This window comes from Vallitalea maricola, assembly GCF_036985595.1.
GTDB classification, from domain to species: domain Bacteria; phylum Bacillota; class Clostridia; order Lachnospirales; family Vallitaleaceae; genus Vallitalea; species Vallitalea maricola.
This window is the reverse complement of the sequence record NZ_BTPU01000070.1, coordinates 1-16,666: the sequence shown is the minus strand read 5'-3', so window position 1 is coordinate 16,666 and position 16,666 is coordinate 1. Positions and strand designations below refer to the sequence as shown.

Below are 16,666 nucleotides of genomic sequence, written 5' to 3'. Positions count from 1 at the left end.
TATATTATACACTGTTTTAATAGAAAAAGAAATATGTATTTGCGAATTTCCCATTAAATTTTTGTGATAATCTGCATTTTACTATTAATTACCGTTTTCCAAACTAATATTACCAGATTTATCAAGAGTATATTTTATCTTATGCTCTATTTGCTTTTCTCCATTTTCAGCATAAATAATAGTGTTATTATCCCATGATTTTAAAGTACTCGACATATTGACTACTTCTATTTGTTGTTCATTAATACAATCAAAAATGTATATGCCAGAATTAACATTGTCTTCATTAATATCACAACCATATGGCTGGCAATATATAAAGTATCTATCATTTATCCAACCGTAATTATCTACACCCAATAATTCAATTAATAAATTCTCTTGATTTTCATCATATAATCTTATTCTATTTCCTGTATACATTGAAAAAAGATTCAATAGAAAAATATCTCCATTTGGTGATCTCTCTCCACATAAATCAAATTTATCTTTTAACTTATTATCATCTTCTAGCCTTTCTAATTCACAATTATATATGGAATCCTCATCTAATAATATTTCAATACCTTGATTGAATAACTCATTTTTCATATTTTGTATATCACTTATATTATCTGGAAGTGATACATCATCAATTATGTCTCCAATATAATTTCCATATATTTTTAATTTCACATAATTATTATCATCTGTACCAGTGTCTTCTAATTCAACAATAATTCCCCTGTTATCATAATTGTAAACAGTTAGTGAAGATTCTCCACTAATATAATCATAATCCTTCCATAAAACATTTATAAAATCACTTGGAACTTTAGTTTTATTATAAGCCTCAATAGCTTTATTGATAATTGTCTTATCATAATCTGTCCTTGGATAAATTGATATTTCTTTGATATTCTCTTTTCCTATAAAAAAGATATAGAAACGTTCAAGTTTATATCCAATCAGCCCTATATCTTCATTAACGAAATGTGGACTATCAAGAATTGATGTGATATCTTCAGATGATGAATTCATATCTATTTCACCGATTATTTTATCTTTAAACTCACTATTAAATATTAAACTATATACATGATTATCATCCTCATTATTGGTAAATTGAACTTTTAGACCACCATTACTATATGTCTGATAATACATTACGGGTCCACCTGCTACCAAATCAGTAGGTCTATATATAATTTGCTCATAATCACCTAGTAAAGAATTCAAACCTTCTTCACTCCAATTATTCTTTAATAAATCATTTATAAGAGTGTCGTCTGTCTCAACAGTTAATTTAGCTTCATTTGTTTGACATATTTTATACCCACCTATAGCGACTACTATGATTATACCTACTATTATTAATATTTTTTTCATTTCATATCACTCCCTGACCAAATGTAATTACTATGTAAAATATTATAACCAATTCTAATTGATTTTTATTAATTGCCTAATATAAAACACATATAACATTATACATCAAAATATAATAATACCAAGTATTTTTATTCTATAATATATCAAAACCTTTGATTATATAAACTTAATCAAAGGTTTTGTGTATGTTTTCAAGGAAATATTATTAGATATATTAATAAAAATTATATTATATAAACCATATAGGACTAGTCCACCCTAAATGACCATTCTCTAATACTACTCTAATATAATAATAAGTATCTTTATCTAACTCTTCCCTATCAGTAACGGTTATATCCATATAGTTACTTGTACAGGATTCACTACAGAAAACTTCTCCATTTCTTATAACTTCAACTTTTTTAATGTTACTTGGTGCTATAGTTTTTATATTTATGTCTCTAGGACTTTTATCGCCCTCATTGATACTTCCCATATCATAGCCATTAATATCAAGTTTAATTACAGTTCTTGGGTGTGTAGATGCTAAAGTCTTGCGACTGCTTAGGGACTCAAAAATACTTTCTCTAGTTTTTTCAGAAGCATATACACCAGTAATTCCCCCATAACCTGGGTTTCCATCATGACCATCACTATTGGCAGCTGTACCCCATTTCTTACCACTATTCAGAAAATCAACAACTGTATTACCCTCAACATTCGCTCTTGCTTTTAATATCATAGGATGTTTATCATTTTCAAATCTTCCCCATTGACTAGAATAGATTTCGCATAATACTTCATGTTCATTATCTTCTTTCCAATTCTGTGTATTAAAACCAGTGAATTTTTGTTCTTGTTCATCTTTTCTAGGTCTTCCATTACAGTATCTATGTAGATGTGGTATTGATAAAAACTCTTTTTCTTTATAGAACTTCCACATATCGCCAATATCCAATACGTCCTCTGAAGGATATTCATAACTGCTGAGAGAATCCCTAAACAATACTACTGTATCCCCTCTTTTACTATGAAGCTCAATTCCTGGGAACGTAACTAAACTGCCTTTTTCATAGAATCTATCTGACTCTGTTCCAATCTTATTCCAAGTCTCTTTATCTACATTAACACTTCTATCTTCATTAAACATGAAAGTCTGTTCTGAAATACATATGTAATCCAGTCTAGAAACTTCTTTAGCATATAGATATCCTTCGCTAGGATATGCTCCACAATCATTGTCTCTTATGTTAGCAGTAAGATTGGAATGTGTATGAATATCTCCCCAGTATAGATTGTCTGCTGAATTATCACATAATAAAACTGCTTTTTCTGCATGTAAATCAGTACCTTCTGCTATTATTTCATAAAAACCTTCTCTACTTACCTTCCCGGAAAAAATATCATCAACTTTAGTTATTATGGTCTTTTCTTTTGTATCTAAGTTGCTTATAACTAATTTAAAATTATCTGTATCATAGTCAAATATAGGATTATTAAATCTATCTATTACATTGATATTAATATTAAATCCTTCGTCAGTTTTTATAATAGATGGTGCAGTTAAAACTATTTTTCTTGCTTTATCTGGTACTACCCTCACTAAAGGAAATGCCTTGATTTCTTGGTACTCACCATTACCCATTTTATCAATAAAGACTTTATAAATTAAATATGTACCATTTACTCTAAAAGAAAATTGTGAGACTCTAGAAGGTGTGCACTCCCCTTCTAACCAAGGTCTGTCAACACCTCCAAATTTGATCTTAATAGTTTGTCCTTCTTTTAGACCATTATCTAGTGCTACAACAGCGATACGATTGCTGTCAACCCATCCTGTTATATGGCTAAAAGCACTAGGAATTTTTTCTATTCTTACGTCAACCTTAATGTCATCTTCTTCACCAACAGCATAGATATAATTGGGTTTCCAGTAATCATAGGTTTGAAGATATTCCTCACTTCTTTGATGTTGATAAGCTGGGACTAGAATCTTGATACTTCCACCTTTTTCTATATTTTGCTTTGCCTTGAATAATAATTCCCATTCTAATTCACCATTAACAACTATCTCATCACAGATATTAACTACTAATGTCCCTACTTCAGTATTAAGTATATGCTCTTTCATAGCTCTCTTACTCCTTTATAATAATATTTATTGGAATCATTACTTTCATAATGAAAATAAATCAATAAAAAAATAGTCTTTCTATCCTAATTATGATTTTAGCATAAAATATATATATTTTCAATATGAATGAATATATTAATTATATTACTATCATACAATTATACATTAAAGACTTTATCCATAATAAGAGCAGTAGCACTATACTCTATCATCATTTTTTCTTTTGACCTGATTACCCAATCTATATCATTTAACTTAATGTCAAAAGCTAATTCTTTTACAAGGTTCTTCAAGATACTTAGAGCATCCTCATAATAATCAAAAATTTCTCCTGATAAAACTACCACATCTGGATTAATCACAACCAATAGATTAGAAACAGCTATAGCTATTTTATTAAGAGCATTATTAATAATCTCAACACATATATCATCATTAACATTTGCCATTTTACATATATCAGTGAGTGAAGTATCCTTATCACCCTTTTTATCTCTATAAACCTTTTCTATTGCCCCCTTGGAACAATAAGCTTCCAAATGACCTTTTTTGCCGCAATAACATTCTTCACCATCAGATTGAATTATCATATGACCAATCTTACCAGCAAGATTATTTTTACCTCTCACCAATTGATTGTTACATATAATACTACCCCCAACACCTTCACCTAAATAAATATATATCAGACTCTTTTTACTATTACTTAGCTTATTATTAATCAGATATTCTCCAATTAAATCCGTATTGACATTATTTTCAACCATTATTACACAATTATATCTTTCCTCTAAAAATCTCTTGATAGGTACATCTTCAATACCTTTCTTAAGCTTTAATATGGTGCCTGATTTATAATCTAATATACCTCTTGATGCAACACCAATACCCAACAGCTTGTCTTTACTAATCTGCGCATTGTTTATAGATGCCGTTATTAGCTTATCTAACTCTTCCAATAAAATATCTGCATTATTTATAGCTACTATACTTAAAATATCTTTATAGATGATCTCTGACTTAAGATTAGTGATGCATATATATATATTACTCTTGGAAATATTGATACCTATTATATAGCTGGCATTTTTATTAACTATAAGACTTATTGGCTTTCTCCCTACATAAGTATCTTCTTTACCAACTTCCATAACTAAGTCTTCCTTAATTAGATTTTCAACAATTCTGGAAACCGAAGGTGCTGATAATTTTAATGTCTTCTCTATGTCAGTTCTTGATATTGGTCCATCTTTCAATATCATCTTGAAAATCTTAATCTTATTAATTGATTTCATTTGAGATTTACCCTTTTTTTCAATCTTGAACAATAAAATCTCCTCCATAAAAGTTTTATTAATTGATATAATATTATACAAAATATGAATTTTTTTCAATAGTATTGTATATTAAAAATAAAATAATGCTATAATTGGTTAATATTTTTTGTTAATAAATTAACAAAATCATTGACTTTTTTTTAATTTTTGTTAATATATATATGAACCTAATAAAATAGACTTATGTATTAGCATATAAAAACAGTTAGATAAAAAACTCATATTAATTATATGCCAAAATATTATATAATCAACAAATATATATATACATCTTTCTATTAATAACTAAAAATTTCATTTAATATATTTAACAAATTTTATAGGTAATACATAATTATTATATTAAAAGGAGTGGTTAAAATGTTAACAATTAATATTTGTATAGGTAGTGCATGCCATTTAAAAGGGTCTTATTCAGTCATTTCAAAGCTCCAAGAATTAGTTAAAAATCAATCTTTAGAAGATAAAGTTGAAATAAAAGGTGCTTTTTGTCTTGGTAGATGCACCGAAGCAGTATCAGTCAAAGTAGACGATAAAATATATTCAGTCTGTCCTACTACAACTGAAGAATTTTTCAATAACGAAATCTTGACTAAGTTACCACAACAATAAGGAGGTTTTATTATGAAGATAATGGATTTTTTACCTGCTAATTGTAAGAATTGTTATAAGTGCGTAAGAAATTGCCACGTAAAAGCAATAAGAATAGTTGATGACCAAGCACAGATCATGGAAGACCATTGTATCGGTTGCGGACAATGTTTTGTAGTCTGTCCACAGAATGCCAGAAATATAAAAAGTGATTTAAGTGCTATAAAGAATTCTATACAAAGTACTAAAAAAATGGTTGTTACATTAGCACCCTCTTATAGTGGTATTTATAAAAAACCTAAAAAACTTATAGCTGCTCTAAGAGCACTTGGTTTTGAAGTAATAGAAGAAACAGCAATAGGTGCAGAAATCGTAAGTGATCTCTATAAGGAATATATGTGTAATCATAATGATAAGAAGAACCTGATTACTTCATGTTGTCCTTCAGTGAACTTATTGATACAACGTTACTATCCAGAATTACTTCCCTACCTGCTTCCTGTAGTATCCCCTATGATAGCCCATAGCATATTATTAAAAGAAAAATATGGTCAAAATTCATTTATTACTTTTGTAGGACCATGTATTTCTAAAAGATGTGAAGCTTTTGGTTACCAAGAAACAGGAGATATTGACGCTATTCTATCATTTGAAGAACTTGATACATGGTTACATGAAGAAGGAATAATACTAAATGACCTAGAAGACTCATACCTTGATTCATCAGCCTCCTCATATGGTCAAAGATATCCTCTAGAAGGTGGTATTTTAAAAGGAATTGATGATGACATTACTAAAAATGGATATCGTTCAGTGAGTGTTACAGGAATAGAAGACTGCAAAAATCTATTTGAAACAATATCTAAAGAAGATGTTGAAAATCTTTTTATAGAAGCAAATATATGTGCTAACGGATGTATTAATGGTCCAGCTGTCAGCAAGAATAGTGAAAATGTCCATCTAAGACAACTTCATGTTGATGATTACTTAGAAGAAAAAGAAGCTCTAGAATATGAACTATCCAATAAAACAGTTTATAACCGCTCTTTTACCAATAGTCATGTGCCTAAAAGACTTGCCTCAGAAGAAGAAATAAAAGAGATTCTAAAATCAATGGGTAAAGTTGTTAAGGAAGATGAGCTTAATTGTGGTGCTTGTGGTTACAATACCTGTCGCGAAAAAGCTCAAGCTGTATATGAAGGTATGTCACAACCAGAAATGTGTATCCCTTACATGAGAAGTAAAGCTGAGAAACTTTCAAACATCATCTTTGAGAGTACGCCCAATATTATCCTATTATTAGATGAAAACCTTCACATTATTGATGTTAACCCCGCTTGTGAAAGTGCTTTCTTGATTCAGTCCAACTTATCAAAAGGCAAAGCTTTATCAACATATATTGATGATAGTGATTTTAGACATGTTTTAGAAACGAAACAAAATATTGTTAATAAAAGAGTAATTTATTCTCATTATAACTTGATTGTTAATGAAACCATTTTATTCTTACCAAAACAAAATCTGATTATGGCTATTTTATATGATGTTACTAACATAGAAAAGAAAAATCAAGAACTTATTAATCTTAAGAAAAATACATTGGAAGTGGCTGATAATGTTATTGAGAAGCAAATGCGTGTTGCTCAAGAAATAGCCAGTCTCCTAGGTGAAACAACCGCTGAAACAAAGATTACATTGATGAAATTGCAACAGATTGTTTTAGGCGAAGAAGGTGTTACTAAGTGAAATATTTTATTGATATTTTTCATAATAGCATTAATAAATACGGTGAACAACTATGCGGTGACAAAGTAGAGATAATACGTACAGATGACAGTGTAATCGCTGTTCTATCTGATGGATTAGGAAGTGGTGTAAAAGCTAATATACTTGCTACCCTAACAGCAAAGATAGCAGCGACGATGTTAAAAGAAGGAGCAAGTATAAAAGACACAGTAGATACTATTGTAAATACTCTACCAGAATGTCAAGTACGGAAACTTGCCTACTCTACTTTCACTATGATAAAAATCGATAAATCAGGTGAAGTATATATAGCAGAATACGACAATCCACCTATTTTTATATATCGTAACGGAATAGATTTGGCATTAAATAAGCGTAAAATTGATATTAATGGTAAAACCATTCTAGAAAGTAATTTCAAATTAATGGTTGGAGATAATATCTCAGTAATAAGTGATGGTGCTGTACATGCAGGTGTTGGAGCACTTCTTAATCTTGGATGGCAATGGGACAATATTAATGACTATCTTAGAGACCTTGCAAAAGTGGAAAAAACATCACGAAACATTAGTGGAAATTTCATTGGAGTATGTAATAATCTCTATGAAGACCATCCTGGCGATGATACCACTATAATGAATATCAGAGTACGTGAAATTGAAAATATCGACCTGTTTACAGGTCCTCCCGAAGATAGGGATATGGATAAATGGATAATTAATAAATTATCCAAAGGCAACAGTAAAAAAGTAATATGCGGAGGAACTACGGCAAATATAGCTGCCAGAGAATTGGATCGTGAAATCTATGTAGACATTGAAACCATGGCAAAAGACGTACCTCCTATGGCATATATGGATGGTATTGATTTAGTAACTGAAGGAGTACTGACATTAAAACAAACTCTAGAGCTACTGAAGACTTATTCCAGCGAAGATTTCACTACTAAAGCTAATTACCTAAATGAAAATAATGGAGCTAGCAAACTAGCCAATTACTTAATAAATGAATGTACACATGTACATTTCTGGGTAGGAAAAGCAGTTAATCCTGCTCATCAAAACCCTAATTTCCCTACCAGCCTTAACATAAAGTTAAAGATTGTAGGAGAATTAGCAAATGAACTAGAAAGTATAGGTAAGCAAGTTACTATAACCTATATCTAAATCCCTATACTAAATACTTTTGTGAATTAATCATTAAAAGTGTATATACAGTTGTTTCATAATTTAGGAGGAAGACAATGAGAAAATTTGAAACTAATGTGCAACTACTAAAATACAAAGTACTAAAAGAAGTAGCTTCTTCTGCACTAAACAATTCATTAGAAAAAGATATATTAGATATTCCAAATAAAATTATCCCTGGACCTAAACCAGAAACCAGATGTTGTATATATAAGGAAAGAGCTATAATAAATGAAAGACTTAAATTGGCCATGGGGGGTGACCCTCACAATGATAACACAATACAAGTTATTGATATAGCGTGTGATAGCTGTCCTATTCAAAAATATTCTGTTACAGAAGCCTGTAGAGGCTGTATAGCTCACAAATGTAAAGAAGCCTGTCCATTTGATGCAATAGATTTTTCTGGACAAAAAGCTCATATAGACACAGATAAATGTAAAGAATGCGGTAGATGTGCCAATGCATGTCCTTACAATGCCATTATTGAAATCCAAAGGCCTTGTGTAAAAGCTTGTAATGCAGATGCAATAAGCATAGACCCAGATACTAAAAAAGCTTCAATAGATTATGAGAATTGTATAAGCTGTGGTGCCTGCGTATACCAATGTCCCTTTGGAGCTATTATGGATAAATCCTCTATAGTGGACGTAATTAGACTAATTGAGGAATCAGCTAAAAACAATAACTACAAAGTATATGCTATGATTGCACCTGCCATTTCTAGTCAATTTACTTATGCCAAAATAGAACAAGTAATCACTGGAATCAAGAAATTAGGCTTTCACAATGTTGTCGAAGTTGCCTTGGGTGCTGATATTATTGCGTATTATGAAAGCACACAAGTTGCAAAAGAACTAGGCGAAAAAGAATGGATGACTACATCCTGTTGCCCTGCTTTTGTTACATATATCAAGAAAAACTATCCTGATCTTATAGATCATATATCAACTGCTGTGTCCCCTATGATTGCTACTTCACAGCTTATCAAGAATACGGACCCTACAGCGAAAACTGTTTTCATTGGTCCATGTACTGCTAAAAAATCAGAAATCAATGAACCCGACCTAAAAGGCGAAGTTGACTATGTTCTTACATTTGAAGAATTACAAGCATTATTTGATGCTCATGATATAAAAGTAGAAGAATGTGACGAAGGCATTCTTGATAATGCTTCATATTTCGGAAGAATATTTGCTAGATCTGGTGGGGTTACAGATGCAATTAAGCATGTTGTAGAAACCAATAATCTGGATATTGATATTAAACCTGTAGTATGTGACGGACTAAATGAATGCTCCAAAAATCTGAAATTAGCAAAATTCAACCGTTTACAAGGTAACTTTATTGAAGGAATGGCTTGCGAAGGTGGTTGCATATGTGGTCCTGCTTCACTATCTCATGGAGCTAAGGATAAAAAAGAAGTAGATAAATATGGTAAATTAGCCATTGAAACAACTGTTAATGATGCTATTAGAATATTCAATATGGATTCACTTAACTTGAACAGAGAAAATCACGAATAAATATACCAACCATTAACTTTACATACATATTTTTTATTATGTCTATATGATGATTATTACCCCTTTCCCAATCATTATATAGGCATATATTTTATTCATGATTGTTATAATTTCTATGCTTATAGGATTGATTTTACAATCTACAATCTTTACAAGTCCCTTGCATTACTATAGTTAACTCTTCAACATTAACACCATATGTTTCTTCAGTATAGTTTTTAAGTTTTACTATATCAAGCCCAATCTTAGCATCATTACAATCAAATACTTTTTTACATTCTTTGCATTTGAAATGGACATGCAGACATTTTTCACTAAAAACCTTTAGTTCATAGTAATTAACTTTATCAATCATTATTTCATTAATAATTCCTGCTTTAGTCAGTAATTCTACTGTTCTGTATACCGTTGCAAATCCAATCCCAGTAGCTTTTAATTTGTCATATATCTCCTCTACCCTAAAATGCTCTTGGTGATTCAAAAGAACTTCTAACACAGCCCTACGTCTTGTAGTCAATTTTATGTCCTTTTCATTTAATAATTTTTCTATCATCAATAATTTATTTTCCATAATATCACCTTTACACTTATTATTTATAATATTAAATATGGATAGCAAAAACTAATTTATAAATAAATTGTAGAGAGAGGAGAATATATTCCTTCTTTGCTATCCATAAAAAAATATCATTTGCAACTAATATTGACTATTAATCTTCACAGCCTTCATCATGATGTGAATGATCGTGGCAAACGCTTCCAGTAGATTCTAATTTTCCATCAAGATATCTCTTAATAACTTCATCTAGTTCTCCTGAAGCACCAACAATTACTGAAATATTATTTTCATTAAATAGTTGTTGAGCTGTTGCACCCATTCCTCCAGCAATAATTACATTAACATTTTTTTCTCCAAGAAATCTAGGTAAAAAACCTGGTTTGTGACCTGGGTTAGCTACTAATGTAGTGTCTTTAACCTGATTATTTTCTACCTCATAGATTTGAAATCCTTCACAATATCCAAAATGTCCTGAAACTACATTTCCTTCCTTTGCTATAGCTACTTTCATTATAAATTCCTCCTTGAATAATATTTATTATTTGATTTTATTTTGTATAATCATTAAGTTTTTTCCAGATATTTTTAATTTCTTTTGCTGCCACACTATTTTCGTATAGCACAATAGGCTTAAGTTCATTGATTGATTTTTCAACTGTAGTGTCAAAAGGTATCTTACCAATCAAATCAATTTTTTTAGCCTCACAATAAGCTGATATATCTTTTGTTACTTCTTCATTGATATCATACTTATTAATACATACTAATGGTTCTATCTCAAAAAACTCTACTACTGAAAGTACTCTCTTAAAATCATTAAGACCTGATTGACTGGGTTCAACAATAATAAGAGCAATATCGCAGCCAGTAACAGAAGCCATAACAGCACATCCTACACCAGGTGTACCATCCAAAATGTACATATCGTCTTTATTACCATAACTTAATGCATTTTTTCTGACATCAGTCACTAGTTTCCCTGAACCTTCAGCACCCACTATCATCTGGGCTCTTGATAATATACCTTTAGAAGTTTTAGTTATTATGGTATCACCTGTAACTTCGTCTTCCATAGTAATAGCATTATAATCACAAACCACTGTACATGCTGCACAGCCTTCACATTTCAATTCATCTACTACACCATCTTTTATGGCATCAAATCTGCACATGTATTCGCAAGCTCTGCATAAGGTGCACTTATCTCCATCAACATGGGCTACCTTAGCACCTATATATGGTTCGCTCTTAATATCTTCACCGCCTAAAACAATATGAAGATTAGAAGCATCTACATCACAATCACATTTAATACTATTTTCACTAAGATAGGCAAATGATGCTGCAATAGTAGTTTTTCCTGTTCCACCTTTTCCACTTATTATTACAAGCTGCATCCTATAGCCTCCTCTATGTTGCTCATTATTTCAGTGAACATCTTTTTATATTTTTCATTATTAATTAGAAGTTCACCTTTAGAGTACATAACTGCAATATCTCTGTCAAAAGGAATAGTTCCAATAATATTAATATTTTCAGCTTTGCAATACTTTAATGTATCATTTTCTTCTTGTGACATTCTATTGATGATAACTCCAAAAGGTATTTTCATCTTACGTACTAATTCTACTGCAATTTTAAGATCATGTAAACCAAATTCTGTAGGTTCTGTAACTAATATTGCATAGTCAACACCTAGTAATGGCTTGACAACATTACATGAACTACCTGGTGAACAATCAATAATTGTAGTCTTATCATCTATCATACCTTTGAGTCTACTGATAATTGGTCCTGCCATAGGTTCTGTAACATTAAGTGTTCCGCTAAGGCACTGCATATCATCACTGTAACCCGTTTCAATCTTACCTATAGGTCTATCTTTTTCAACAATAGCCATAGTCGGACATACCGCTCTACATGCACCACATCCATGACATAACTTTTCAAAAAGAATTACTTTGTCAGTATGAACTAATGCATTGAACTGACAGATATCTACGCACTTCTTACAATGTATACATTTATCTTCATCTACATAAGGAACTGGCATACTTACTTCCTTACTTTCAATAGCTTGAGGTTTTAGAAAGATGAATCCATTAGGTTCTTCAACATCACAATCAATATATCTAACATTAATTAATTTGGCAAGATTGGTTGATACAGTTGTTTTACCAGTACCTCCCTTGCCGCTTAAAACCGCGATTTGCATAACAAATTCCTCTTTTTCTATAGTATTTTTCTAAATAACAAGTTATTACTTTATTTGCCCATTCCCATATGTGATGCACCAGGTTTATCAATACTAATCAATTTACCTTCATTATAGTATCCTACCTGCTCTTTTATCTTATCTCCCAACATCTTATATATCTTAATATTACCTGCTTGAAGAACTCTAATAGCATTTGGTCCTAGATTACCTGTAATAACAACATCCACATCTTTATCTACTACAATCTGTGCTGCTTTGATTCCTGCTCCCTGTGCGGCTTTAGCACCTTTATTCTCTACAAATTCATATTCCTTAGTTTCATCATCGTAGATAGCGTAGAAAGGACATCTACCGAATCTTCCATCTGTCAAACCATTAATACTATCTACTGTACTTGAAATACATATTTTCATTTTTATTACTCCTTCCATTTTATATTAATAATAATGGATATATACCTGCAAGTAATTAATTCATTATTATATTTTATTTATCCTCCTCTATTATATACCCTTTATTGGCAAATGCCAATAACTTTTTACAAAAATTTAAATTTTATTAAAAGACATATGTCCTAGTTATGTTGTTAATAAGTATGTATAATGATATAATATCATTGAGATTATTCCACAAAAAGGAAACTCGTCCTGCTTTATGCAAAGTACTTTTTGTTGATTAATCTTATTGAATAAACTAATTAGTTTATTCATAAGACTAACATATATAAGTAACAACTAAAAACTACTTATATATATATAATTTATATTGTAAAGGAGAAATTTTATGAGTATACCAACACCACATATTGAATGCAAAGATAAAAATCTTATTTCTAAGACAGTACTAATGCCAGGTGACCCTTTACGTGCTAAATTTATTGCAGATACTTATCTTACAGATGTTGTAAAATTTAATAACGTTCGTAATATGTTCGGTTATACTGGAAACTACAAAGGAAAACGTATTTCTGTTATGGGTTCAGGAATGGGTATGCCAAGTATAGGGATTTATTCTTATGAATTATTTAATTTCTATGATGTAGAAAATATTATTCGTATAGGTTCTTGTGGTTCTTATACTAAGGACTTAAAACTATATGATGTTATTTTAGTTGATGAAGCATGGTCAAAATCAAGTTATGCAAAAGTTCAAAATGGTTATGATAAAGATGTAATTGAAGCATCAAAAGAATTGAATGAACAAATTGCAAAACATGCTGAAGAGCTTAATATACCTATTGTTAGAGGCCGTATACATTCTTCTGATGTATTTTATTCTAGTGACTCAGAAGTATACAAGAGCTACAGAGATGATTATGGTTGTTTAGCAGCTGAAATGGAGTCTTTTGCTTTGTTTGCTAATGCAAAAGTATCTGGTAAAAAGGCAGCTTGTATATTGACTGTTTCTGACTCAATTGCTACAAAAGAAGAGACAAGTAGTGATGAGCGTCAAAATGCTTTTACTAAGATGATGGAGATTGCTTTGCAGTTTGCTGAATAAATTTGGGTGTATTTATTCATAAGCTAACGGTCGTGTAGGGAGTATAGGGGAATATTCCGTCAGCCAGTTAAACGTCCGTGTTTAAAAGGCTGAGTTCGCCGTCCATGGCTCACTGCTCCATATTCCCCTATACTCCCTACACTCGATATTTGAATCATACCTGTTTTTAAAAGATCTAAAAGACTGATTAATAGAAAGTAGAACTTTCTATTAATTTACGCCCGAAAATTCCTTCTTTGACTTATGTTATAGGAGGAATTTTTTATCTTTATTAAAGAATATTTCTTACATTTTTAGTACTTAATCATAATTATTGGTGTTCCTTCTTAATTCCCATAAAAAATTACAAATTAGATTAATATATTTATATAGTTAAGTTTTTAATTCAAGTACAATATATGTAGGATAAAATTTTTTAGTGGAGAGGTGAAATCATGGGTAGTAAGGATGGCAGTAATGTATCGAGACTATTGGATGATAATGAGAGATTGTTGGATAGGAATGAGATAGTAGGATTGTTGAATGTGGTTAATGGTTCGGAGGATTTTTATTCGATTTTGTGTAAGGCGGATAGGTTGAGCAGAAGTGAGTTTAATAATAGGGGGATAGTGTTTGCACAGATTGGTTTGAATGCTGAGCCTTGTTCGGTTAATTGTAAGTTTTGTTCTAGGGGAGAGAATCATTATTCTTTGGATACTAGTTGAAGGAAGCCTGTTGAGGCTATTGCATAATCAACAGACTAAAGTCAATAATAAAATTAATTTGTGTTAGTAATCGGGGTATTACCAGAATATTTATATTATTTTAAATGGTGATTTCTTATCTTCTTTACTATTAGGTACTTTTGTGGTTTTACTATGAACTAGGAAATTTGTAGTTGAATCCTACTTTTGGGTTATATTTTAGGGTTAAAAATCACTGTTCATATAATTTTTGCTATATGAACTCATGTATGCAAGTTGATATAAAAAATTGTATATAAAATGATGTTACATTATGTTTAACTATAACAGTATCTTTAAGTAATGATAATTATAACTGTTATCTCAATATAAGAAAATTAGTATTTAACTTACTTGATTTTATTAAAAAATTAATTCAATTCTAATAATTCGACATTTTTTTTGTTTTTTATATGATATAATCAAGATTGAAAAAATTAATAAGGAGGAATGATTTGTGAAAATCAAAAAAATATTGCCTATTATATGTATGTTTTCTTTGTTATTTGCATATACTTCAAATTTTATATATGCAGATAGTGAGTCAAATACTATATTATTAGGTGAAAAACATCTTAAAAATGAAAATCTTAGAATGAAAGAATCTGTTAAGAAAATTACTGGAGAACCGTTATACAACGGATTGTATGATGATAACGGTAATATTGCAATTATTGACAAAAACTTAATAAAAAAAGCTTTACTAAAAGAATATAATTTATCTCCTCAGGAAAATCAATATCTCATTAATAACATTGATATTATTGTTGATGTAATGGCTACTCAATTCGAATCATTAAAAGTTGCTCAAAAAAATAATAAATCATTAGTGAATAATATTGAAGTTAAAGGGGCACCAGGAGATATTCCTTGGTATGCGAAACAATCGTGGGTAAAAGAACCAGAGAAAGTTTCAGAAACTCATCACCTTACATATTGTACTGGTTGGGCTGTACAGAATAATTATAATTCTGCTCAGGCTATTACAGTCTCTTACACAAAAACAAAAACTATATCATATACTATAGGTTTTGAAGGATCAAACTTAATAAAAGGCTTTTTATCCGCTAGTGCTTCAAGTACTACGTCTTATTCTTCATCAATTTCTCAAGGGGCAACAATAGATGCATGGACTATTTGGGCTACTAGACCTTACGTTACATATTATAAGGAAAAATGGGAAGGACGAAGAGGAGCCAAATATTATCATGCAACATTAGGATGGATTGAAGAAGTCTGGACAGAAAGCGGTATCTATTATACTCATGTAAATCCTTCTGACGATTACTTCTCAGCTTATAACGATAGTGGAAAACCAAAAACTGCACCTGCACCACCAACAGGTCCACCAGATGTTGAGTATTAATATTATTAATACTTAACATCAACTGTAAACTATATCGCTAAGCTATATATTACTAATATAGCTTAGCATTTAATGTTAGGAGCAAATAAATATGAAAAGAATTATAATTGGTATGTTTTTTATGATATTAGGGACGTCCTCTTTTTTAACACTTCATATAACTGTTATTAATAAATTAGATGATTTAGTTCAATGGAGAACTGGTTGGGGAAAATACTTACAAATACTAGTAAACACATATAGCACTATACCTTGGGTAATAAGTATATTGCTTTTTATAATTGGATTAATACTTATAATCTTAAGTAAATGGAGAAAACATGATAAAGCATAACTTACTGAATAGTATGTCATAAGAAATTTTTGGAATTTTGCAAGTAAATATAAGAATACGATGAAAATGAATATAAGCCATCGCCATCTAACA

At 30.4% G+C, this 16,666-nt stretch carries 16 protein-coding genes; 8 read left to right on the top strand and 8 right to left on the bottom strand.

Annotated features, from left to right (window positions below; translation table 11 throughout):
- Positions 1 to 84: 84 nt before the first annotated feature.
- The 3 genes from AACQ14_RS18485 to AACQ14_RS18475 all read right to left on the bottom strand — a co-directional run bounded on the left by AACQ14_RS18485 (position 85) and on the right by AACQ14_RS18475 (position 4,815).
- A complete protein-coding gene (locus AACQ14_RS18485) occupies positions 85 to 1,368 on the bottom strand; it encodes a hypothetical protein (RefSeq protein ID WP_339365066.1) in 1,284 nt (427 codons plus the stop codon).
- 232 nt (positions 1,369 to 1,600) lie between these two features.
- A complete protein-coding gene (locus AACQ14_RS18480) occupies positions 1,601 to 3,484 on the bottom strand; it encodes a DUF3604 domain-containing protein (RefSeq protein WP_339365065.1) in 1,884 nt (627 codons plus the stop codon).
- A gap of 161 nt (positions 3,485 to 3,645) precedes the next feature.
- The gene (locus AACQ14_RS18475; RefSeq protein ID WP_339365064.1) at positions 3,646 to 4,815 is read right to left on the bottom strand and encodes an ROK family transcriptional regulator; all 1,170 of its coding nucleotides are present in this window, start codon (positions 4,813 to 4,815) and stop codon (positions 3,646 to 3,648) included.
- Positions 4,816 to 5,184: 369 nt separating this feature from the next.
- On the opposite strand from AACQ14_RS18475, the gene AACQ14_RS18470 reads away from it, so the two are divergent.
- The 4 genes from AACQ14_RS18470 (at position 5,185) to AACQ14_RS18455 (ending at position 9,874) form a co-directional block, all read left to right on the top strand.
- Positions 5,185 to 5,436: a (2Fe-2S) ferredoxin domain-containing protein gene (locus tag AACQ14_RS18470; RefSeq protein ID WP_339365107.1), complete on the top strand. Its 252-nt coding sequence runs from the start codon at positions 5,185 to 5,187 to the stop codon at positions 5,434 to 5,436.
- Between the two features lie 12 nt (positions 5,437 to 5,448).
- Positions 5,449 to 7,161 (top strand): [Fe-Fe] hydrogenase large subunit C-terminal domain-containing protein, encoded by a 1,713-nt coding sequence (locus AACQ14_RS18465; RefSeq protein WP_339365063.1) that lies wholly within the window; start codon positions 5,449 to 5,451, stop codon positions 7,159 to 7,161.
- The gene (locus AACQ14_RS18460) at positions 7,158 to 8,327 is read left to right on the top strand and encodes a SpoIIE family protein phosphatase (protein ID WP_339365062.1); all 1,170 of its coding nucleotides are present in this window, start codon (positions 7,158 to 7,160) and stop codon (positions 8,325 to 8,327) included. The genes AACQ14_RS18465 and AACQ14_RS18460 overlap by 4 nt, the downstream gene beginning before the upstream one ends.
- A 77-nt stretch (positions 8,328 to 8,404) precedes the next feature.
- Positions 8,405 to 9,874, top strand: coding sequence for a 4Fe-4S dicluster domain-containing protein (locus AACQ14_RS18455; protein ID WP_339365061.1), 1,470 nt, complete (start codon positions 8,405 to 8,407; stop codon positions 9,872 to 9,874).
- A 133-nt stretch (positions 9,875 to 10,007) separates the two neighbouring features.
- On the opposite strand, the gene AACQ14_RS18450 is transcribed toward AACQ14_RS18455, so the two are convergent.
- The 5 genes from AACQ14_RS18450 to AACQ14_RS18430 all read right to left on the bottom strand — a co-directional run bounded on the left by AACQ14_RS18450 (position 10,008) and on the right by AACQ14_RS18430 (position 13,064).
- Positions 10,008 to 10,445, bottom strand: a complete 438-nt coding sequence (locus AACQ14_RS18450; RefSeq protein WP_339365060.1) for a Fur family transcriptional regulator — start codon at positions 10,443 to 10,445, stop codon at positions 10,008 to 10,010.
- Positions 10,446 to 10,584: 139 nt separating this feature from the next.
- The gene (locus AACQ14_RS18445) at positions 10,585 to 10,944 is read right to left on the bottom strand and encodes a NifB/NifX family molybdenum-iron cluster-binding protein (protein ID WP_339365059.1); all 360 of its coding nucleotides are present in this window, start codon (positions 10,942 to 10,944) and stop codon (positions 10,585 to 10,587) included.
- A gap of 37 nt (positions 10,945 to 10,981) precedes the next feature.
- On the bottom strand, positions 10,982 to 11,830 hold the full coding sequence (locus AACQ14_RS18440; protein ID WP_339365058.1) for an ATP-binding protein: 849 nt from the start codon (positions 11,828 to 11,830) through the stop codon (positions 10,982 to 10,984).
- Positions 11,818 to 12,648: an ATP-binding protein gene (locus tag AACQ14_RS18435; RefSeq protein ID WP_339365057.1), complete on the bottom strand. Its 831-nt coding sequence runs from the start codon at positions 12,646 to 12,648 to the stop codon at positions 11,818 to 11,820. Before AACQ14_RS18435 ends, AACQ14_RS18440 begins: the two co-directional genes overlap by 13 nt.
- 50 nt (positions 12,649 to 12,698) lie before the next feature.
- Complete coding sequence (locus AACQ14_RS18430; RefSeq protein WP_339365056.1) at positions 12,699 to 13,064, bottom strand: NifB/NifX family molybdenum-iron cluster-binding protein; 366 nt, start codon at positions 13,062 to 13,064, stop codon at positions 12,699 to 12,701.
- Positions 13,065 to 13,434: 370 nt separating this feature from the next.
- Here AACQ14_RS18430 and deoD point away from each other — a divergent pair, with 370 nt between their 5' ends.
- The 4 genes from deoD to AACQ14_RS18410 all read left to right on the top strand — a co-directional run bounded on the left by deoD (position 13,435) and on the right by AACQ14_RS18410 (position 16,573).
- Positions 13,435 to 14,151, top strand: a complete 717-nt coding sequence (gene deoD, locus AACQ14_RS18425; RefSeq protein WP_339365055.1) for a purine-nucleoside phosphorylase — start codon at positions 13,435 to 13,437, stop codon at positions 14,149 to 14,151.
- A 434-nt stretch (positions 14,152 to 14,585) separates the two neighbouring features.
- Positions 14,586 to 14,855, top strand: coding sequence for a hypothetical protein (locus AACQ14_RS18420; RefSeq protein ID WP_339365054.1), 270 nt, complete (start codon positions 14,586 to 14,588; stop codon positions 14,853 to 14,855).
- A gap of 475 nt (positions 14,856 to 15,330) precedes the next feature.
- The gene (locus AACQ14_RS18415; RefSeq protein ID WP_339365053.1) at positions 15,331 to 16,239 is read left to right on the top strand and encodes a hypothetical protein; all 909 of its coding nucleotides are present in this window, start codon (positions 15,331 to 15,333) and stop codon (positions 16,237 to 16,239) included.
- Positions 16,240 to 16,330: 91 nt separating this feature from the next.
- Positions 16,331 to 16,573 (top strand): hypothetical protein, encoded by a 243-nt coding sequence (locus AACQ14_RS18410; protein WP_339365052.1) that lies wholly within the window; start codon positions 16,331 to 16,333, stop codon positions 16,571 to 16,573.
- Positions 16,574 to 16,666 lie beyond the last annotated feature (93 nt).

Bases quoted from the DNA above. Each gene is read 5' to 3' on its own strand.
- AACQ14_RS18485 (WP_339365066.1), bottom strand. From the start codon at position 1,368: ATGAAAAAAATATTAATAATAGTAGGTATAATCATAGTAGTCGCTATA.
- AACQ14_RS18480 (WP_339365065.1), bottom strand. From the start codon at position 3,484: ATGAAAGAGCATATACTTAATACTGAAGTAGGGACATTAGTAGTTAAT.
- AACQ14_RS18470 (WP_339365107.1), top strand. From the start codon at position 5,185: ATGTTAACAATTAATATTTGTATAGGTAGTGCATGCCATTTAAAAGGG.
- AACQ14_RS18465 (WP_339365063.1), top strand. From the start codon at position 5,449: ATGAAGATAATGGATTTTTTACCTGCTAATTGTAAGAATTGTTATAAG.
- AACQ14_RS18455 (WP_339365061.1), top strand. From the start codon at position 8,405: ATGAGAAAATTTGAAACTAATGTGCAACTACTAAAATACAAAGTACTA.
- AACQ14_RS18450 (WP_339365060.1), bottom strand. From the start codon at position 10,445: ATGGAAAATAAATTATTGATGATAGAAAAATTATTAAATGAAAAGGAC.
- AACQ14_RS18445 (WP_339365059.1), bottom strand. From the start codon at position 10,944: ATGAAAGTAGCTATAGCAAAGGAAGGAAATGTAGTTTCAGGACATTTT.
- AACQ14_RS18440 (WP_339365058.1), bottom strand. From the start codon at position 11,830: ATGCAGCTTGTAATAATAAGTGGAAAAGGTGGAACAGGAAAAACTACT.
- AACQ14_RS18435 (WP_339365057.1), bottom strand. From the start codon at position 12,648: ATGCAAATCGCGGTTTTAAGCGGCAAGGGAGGTACTGGTAAAACAACT.
- AACQ14_RS18430 (WP_339365056.1), bottom strand. From the start codon at position 13,064: ATGAAAATATGTATTTCAAGTACAGTAGATAGTATTAATGGTTTGACA.
- deoD (WP_339365055.1), top strand. From the start codon at position 13,435: ATGAGTATACCAACACCACATATTGAATGCAAAGATAAAAATCTTATT.
- AACQ14_RS18420 (WP_339365054.1), top strand. From the start codon at position 14,586: ATGGGTAGTAAGGATGGCAGTAATGTATCGAGACTATTGGATGATAAT.
- AACQ14_RS18410 (WP_339365052.1), top strand. From the start codon at position 16,331: ATGAAAAGAATTATAATTGGTATGTTTTTTATGATATTAGGGACGTCC.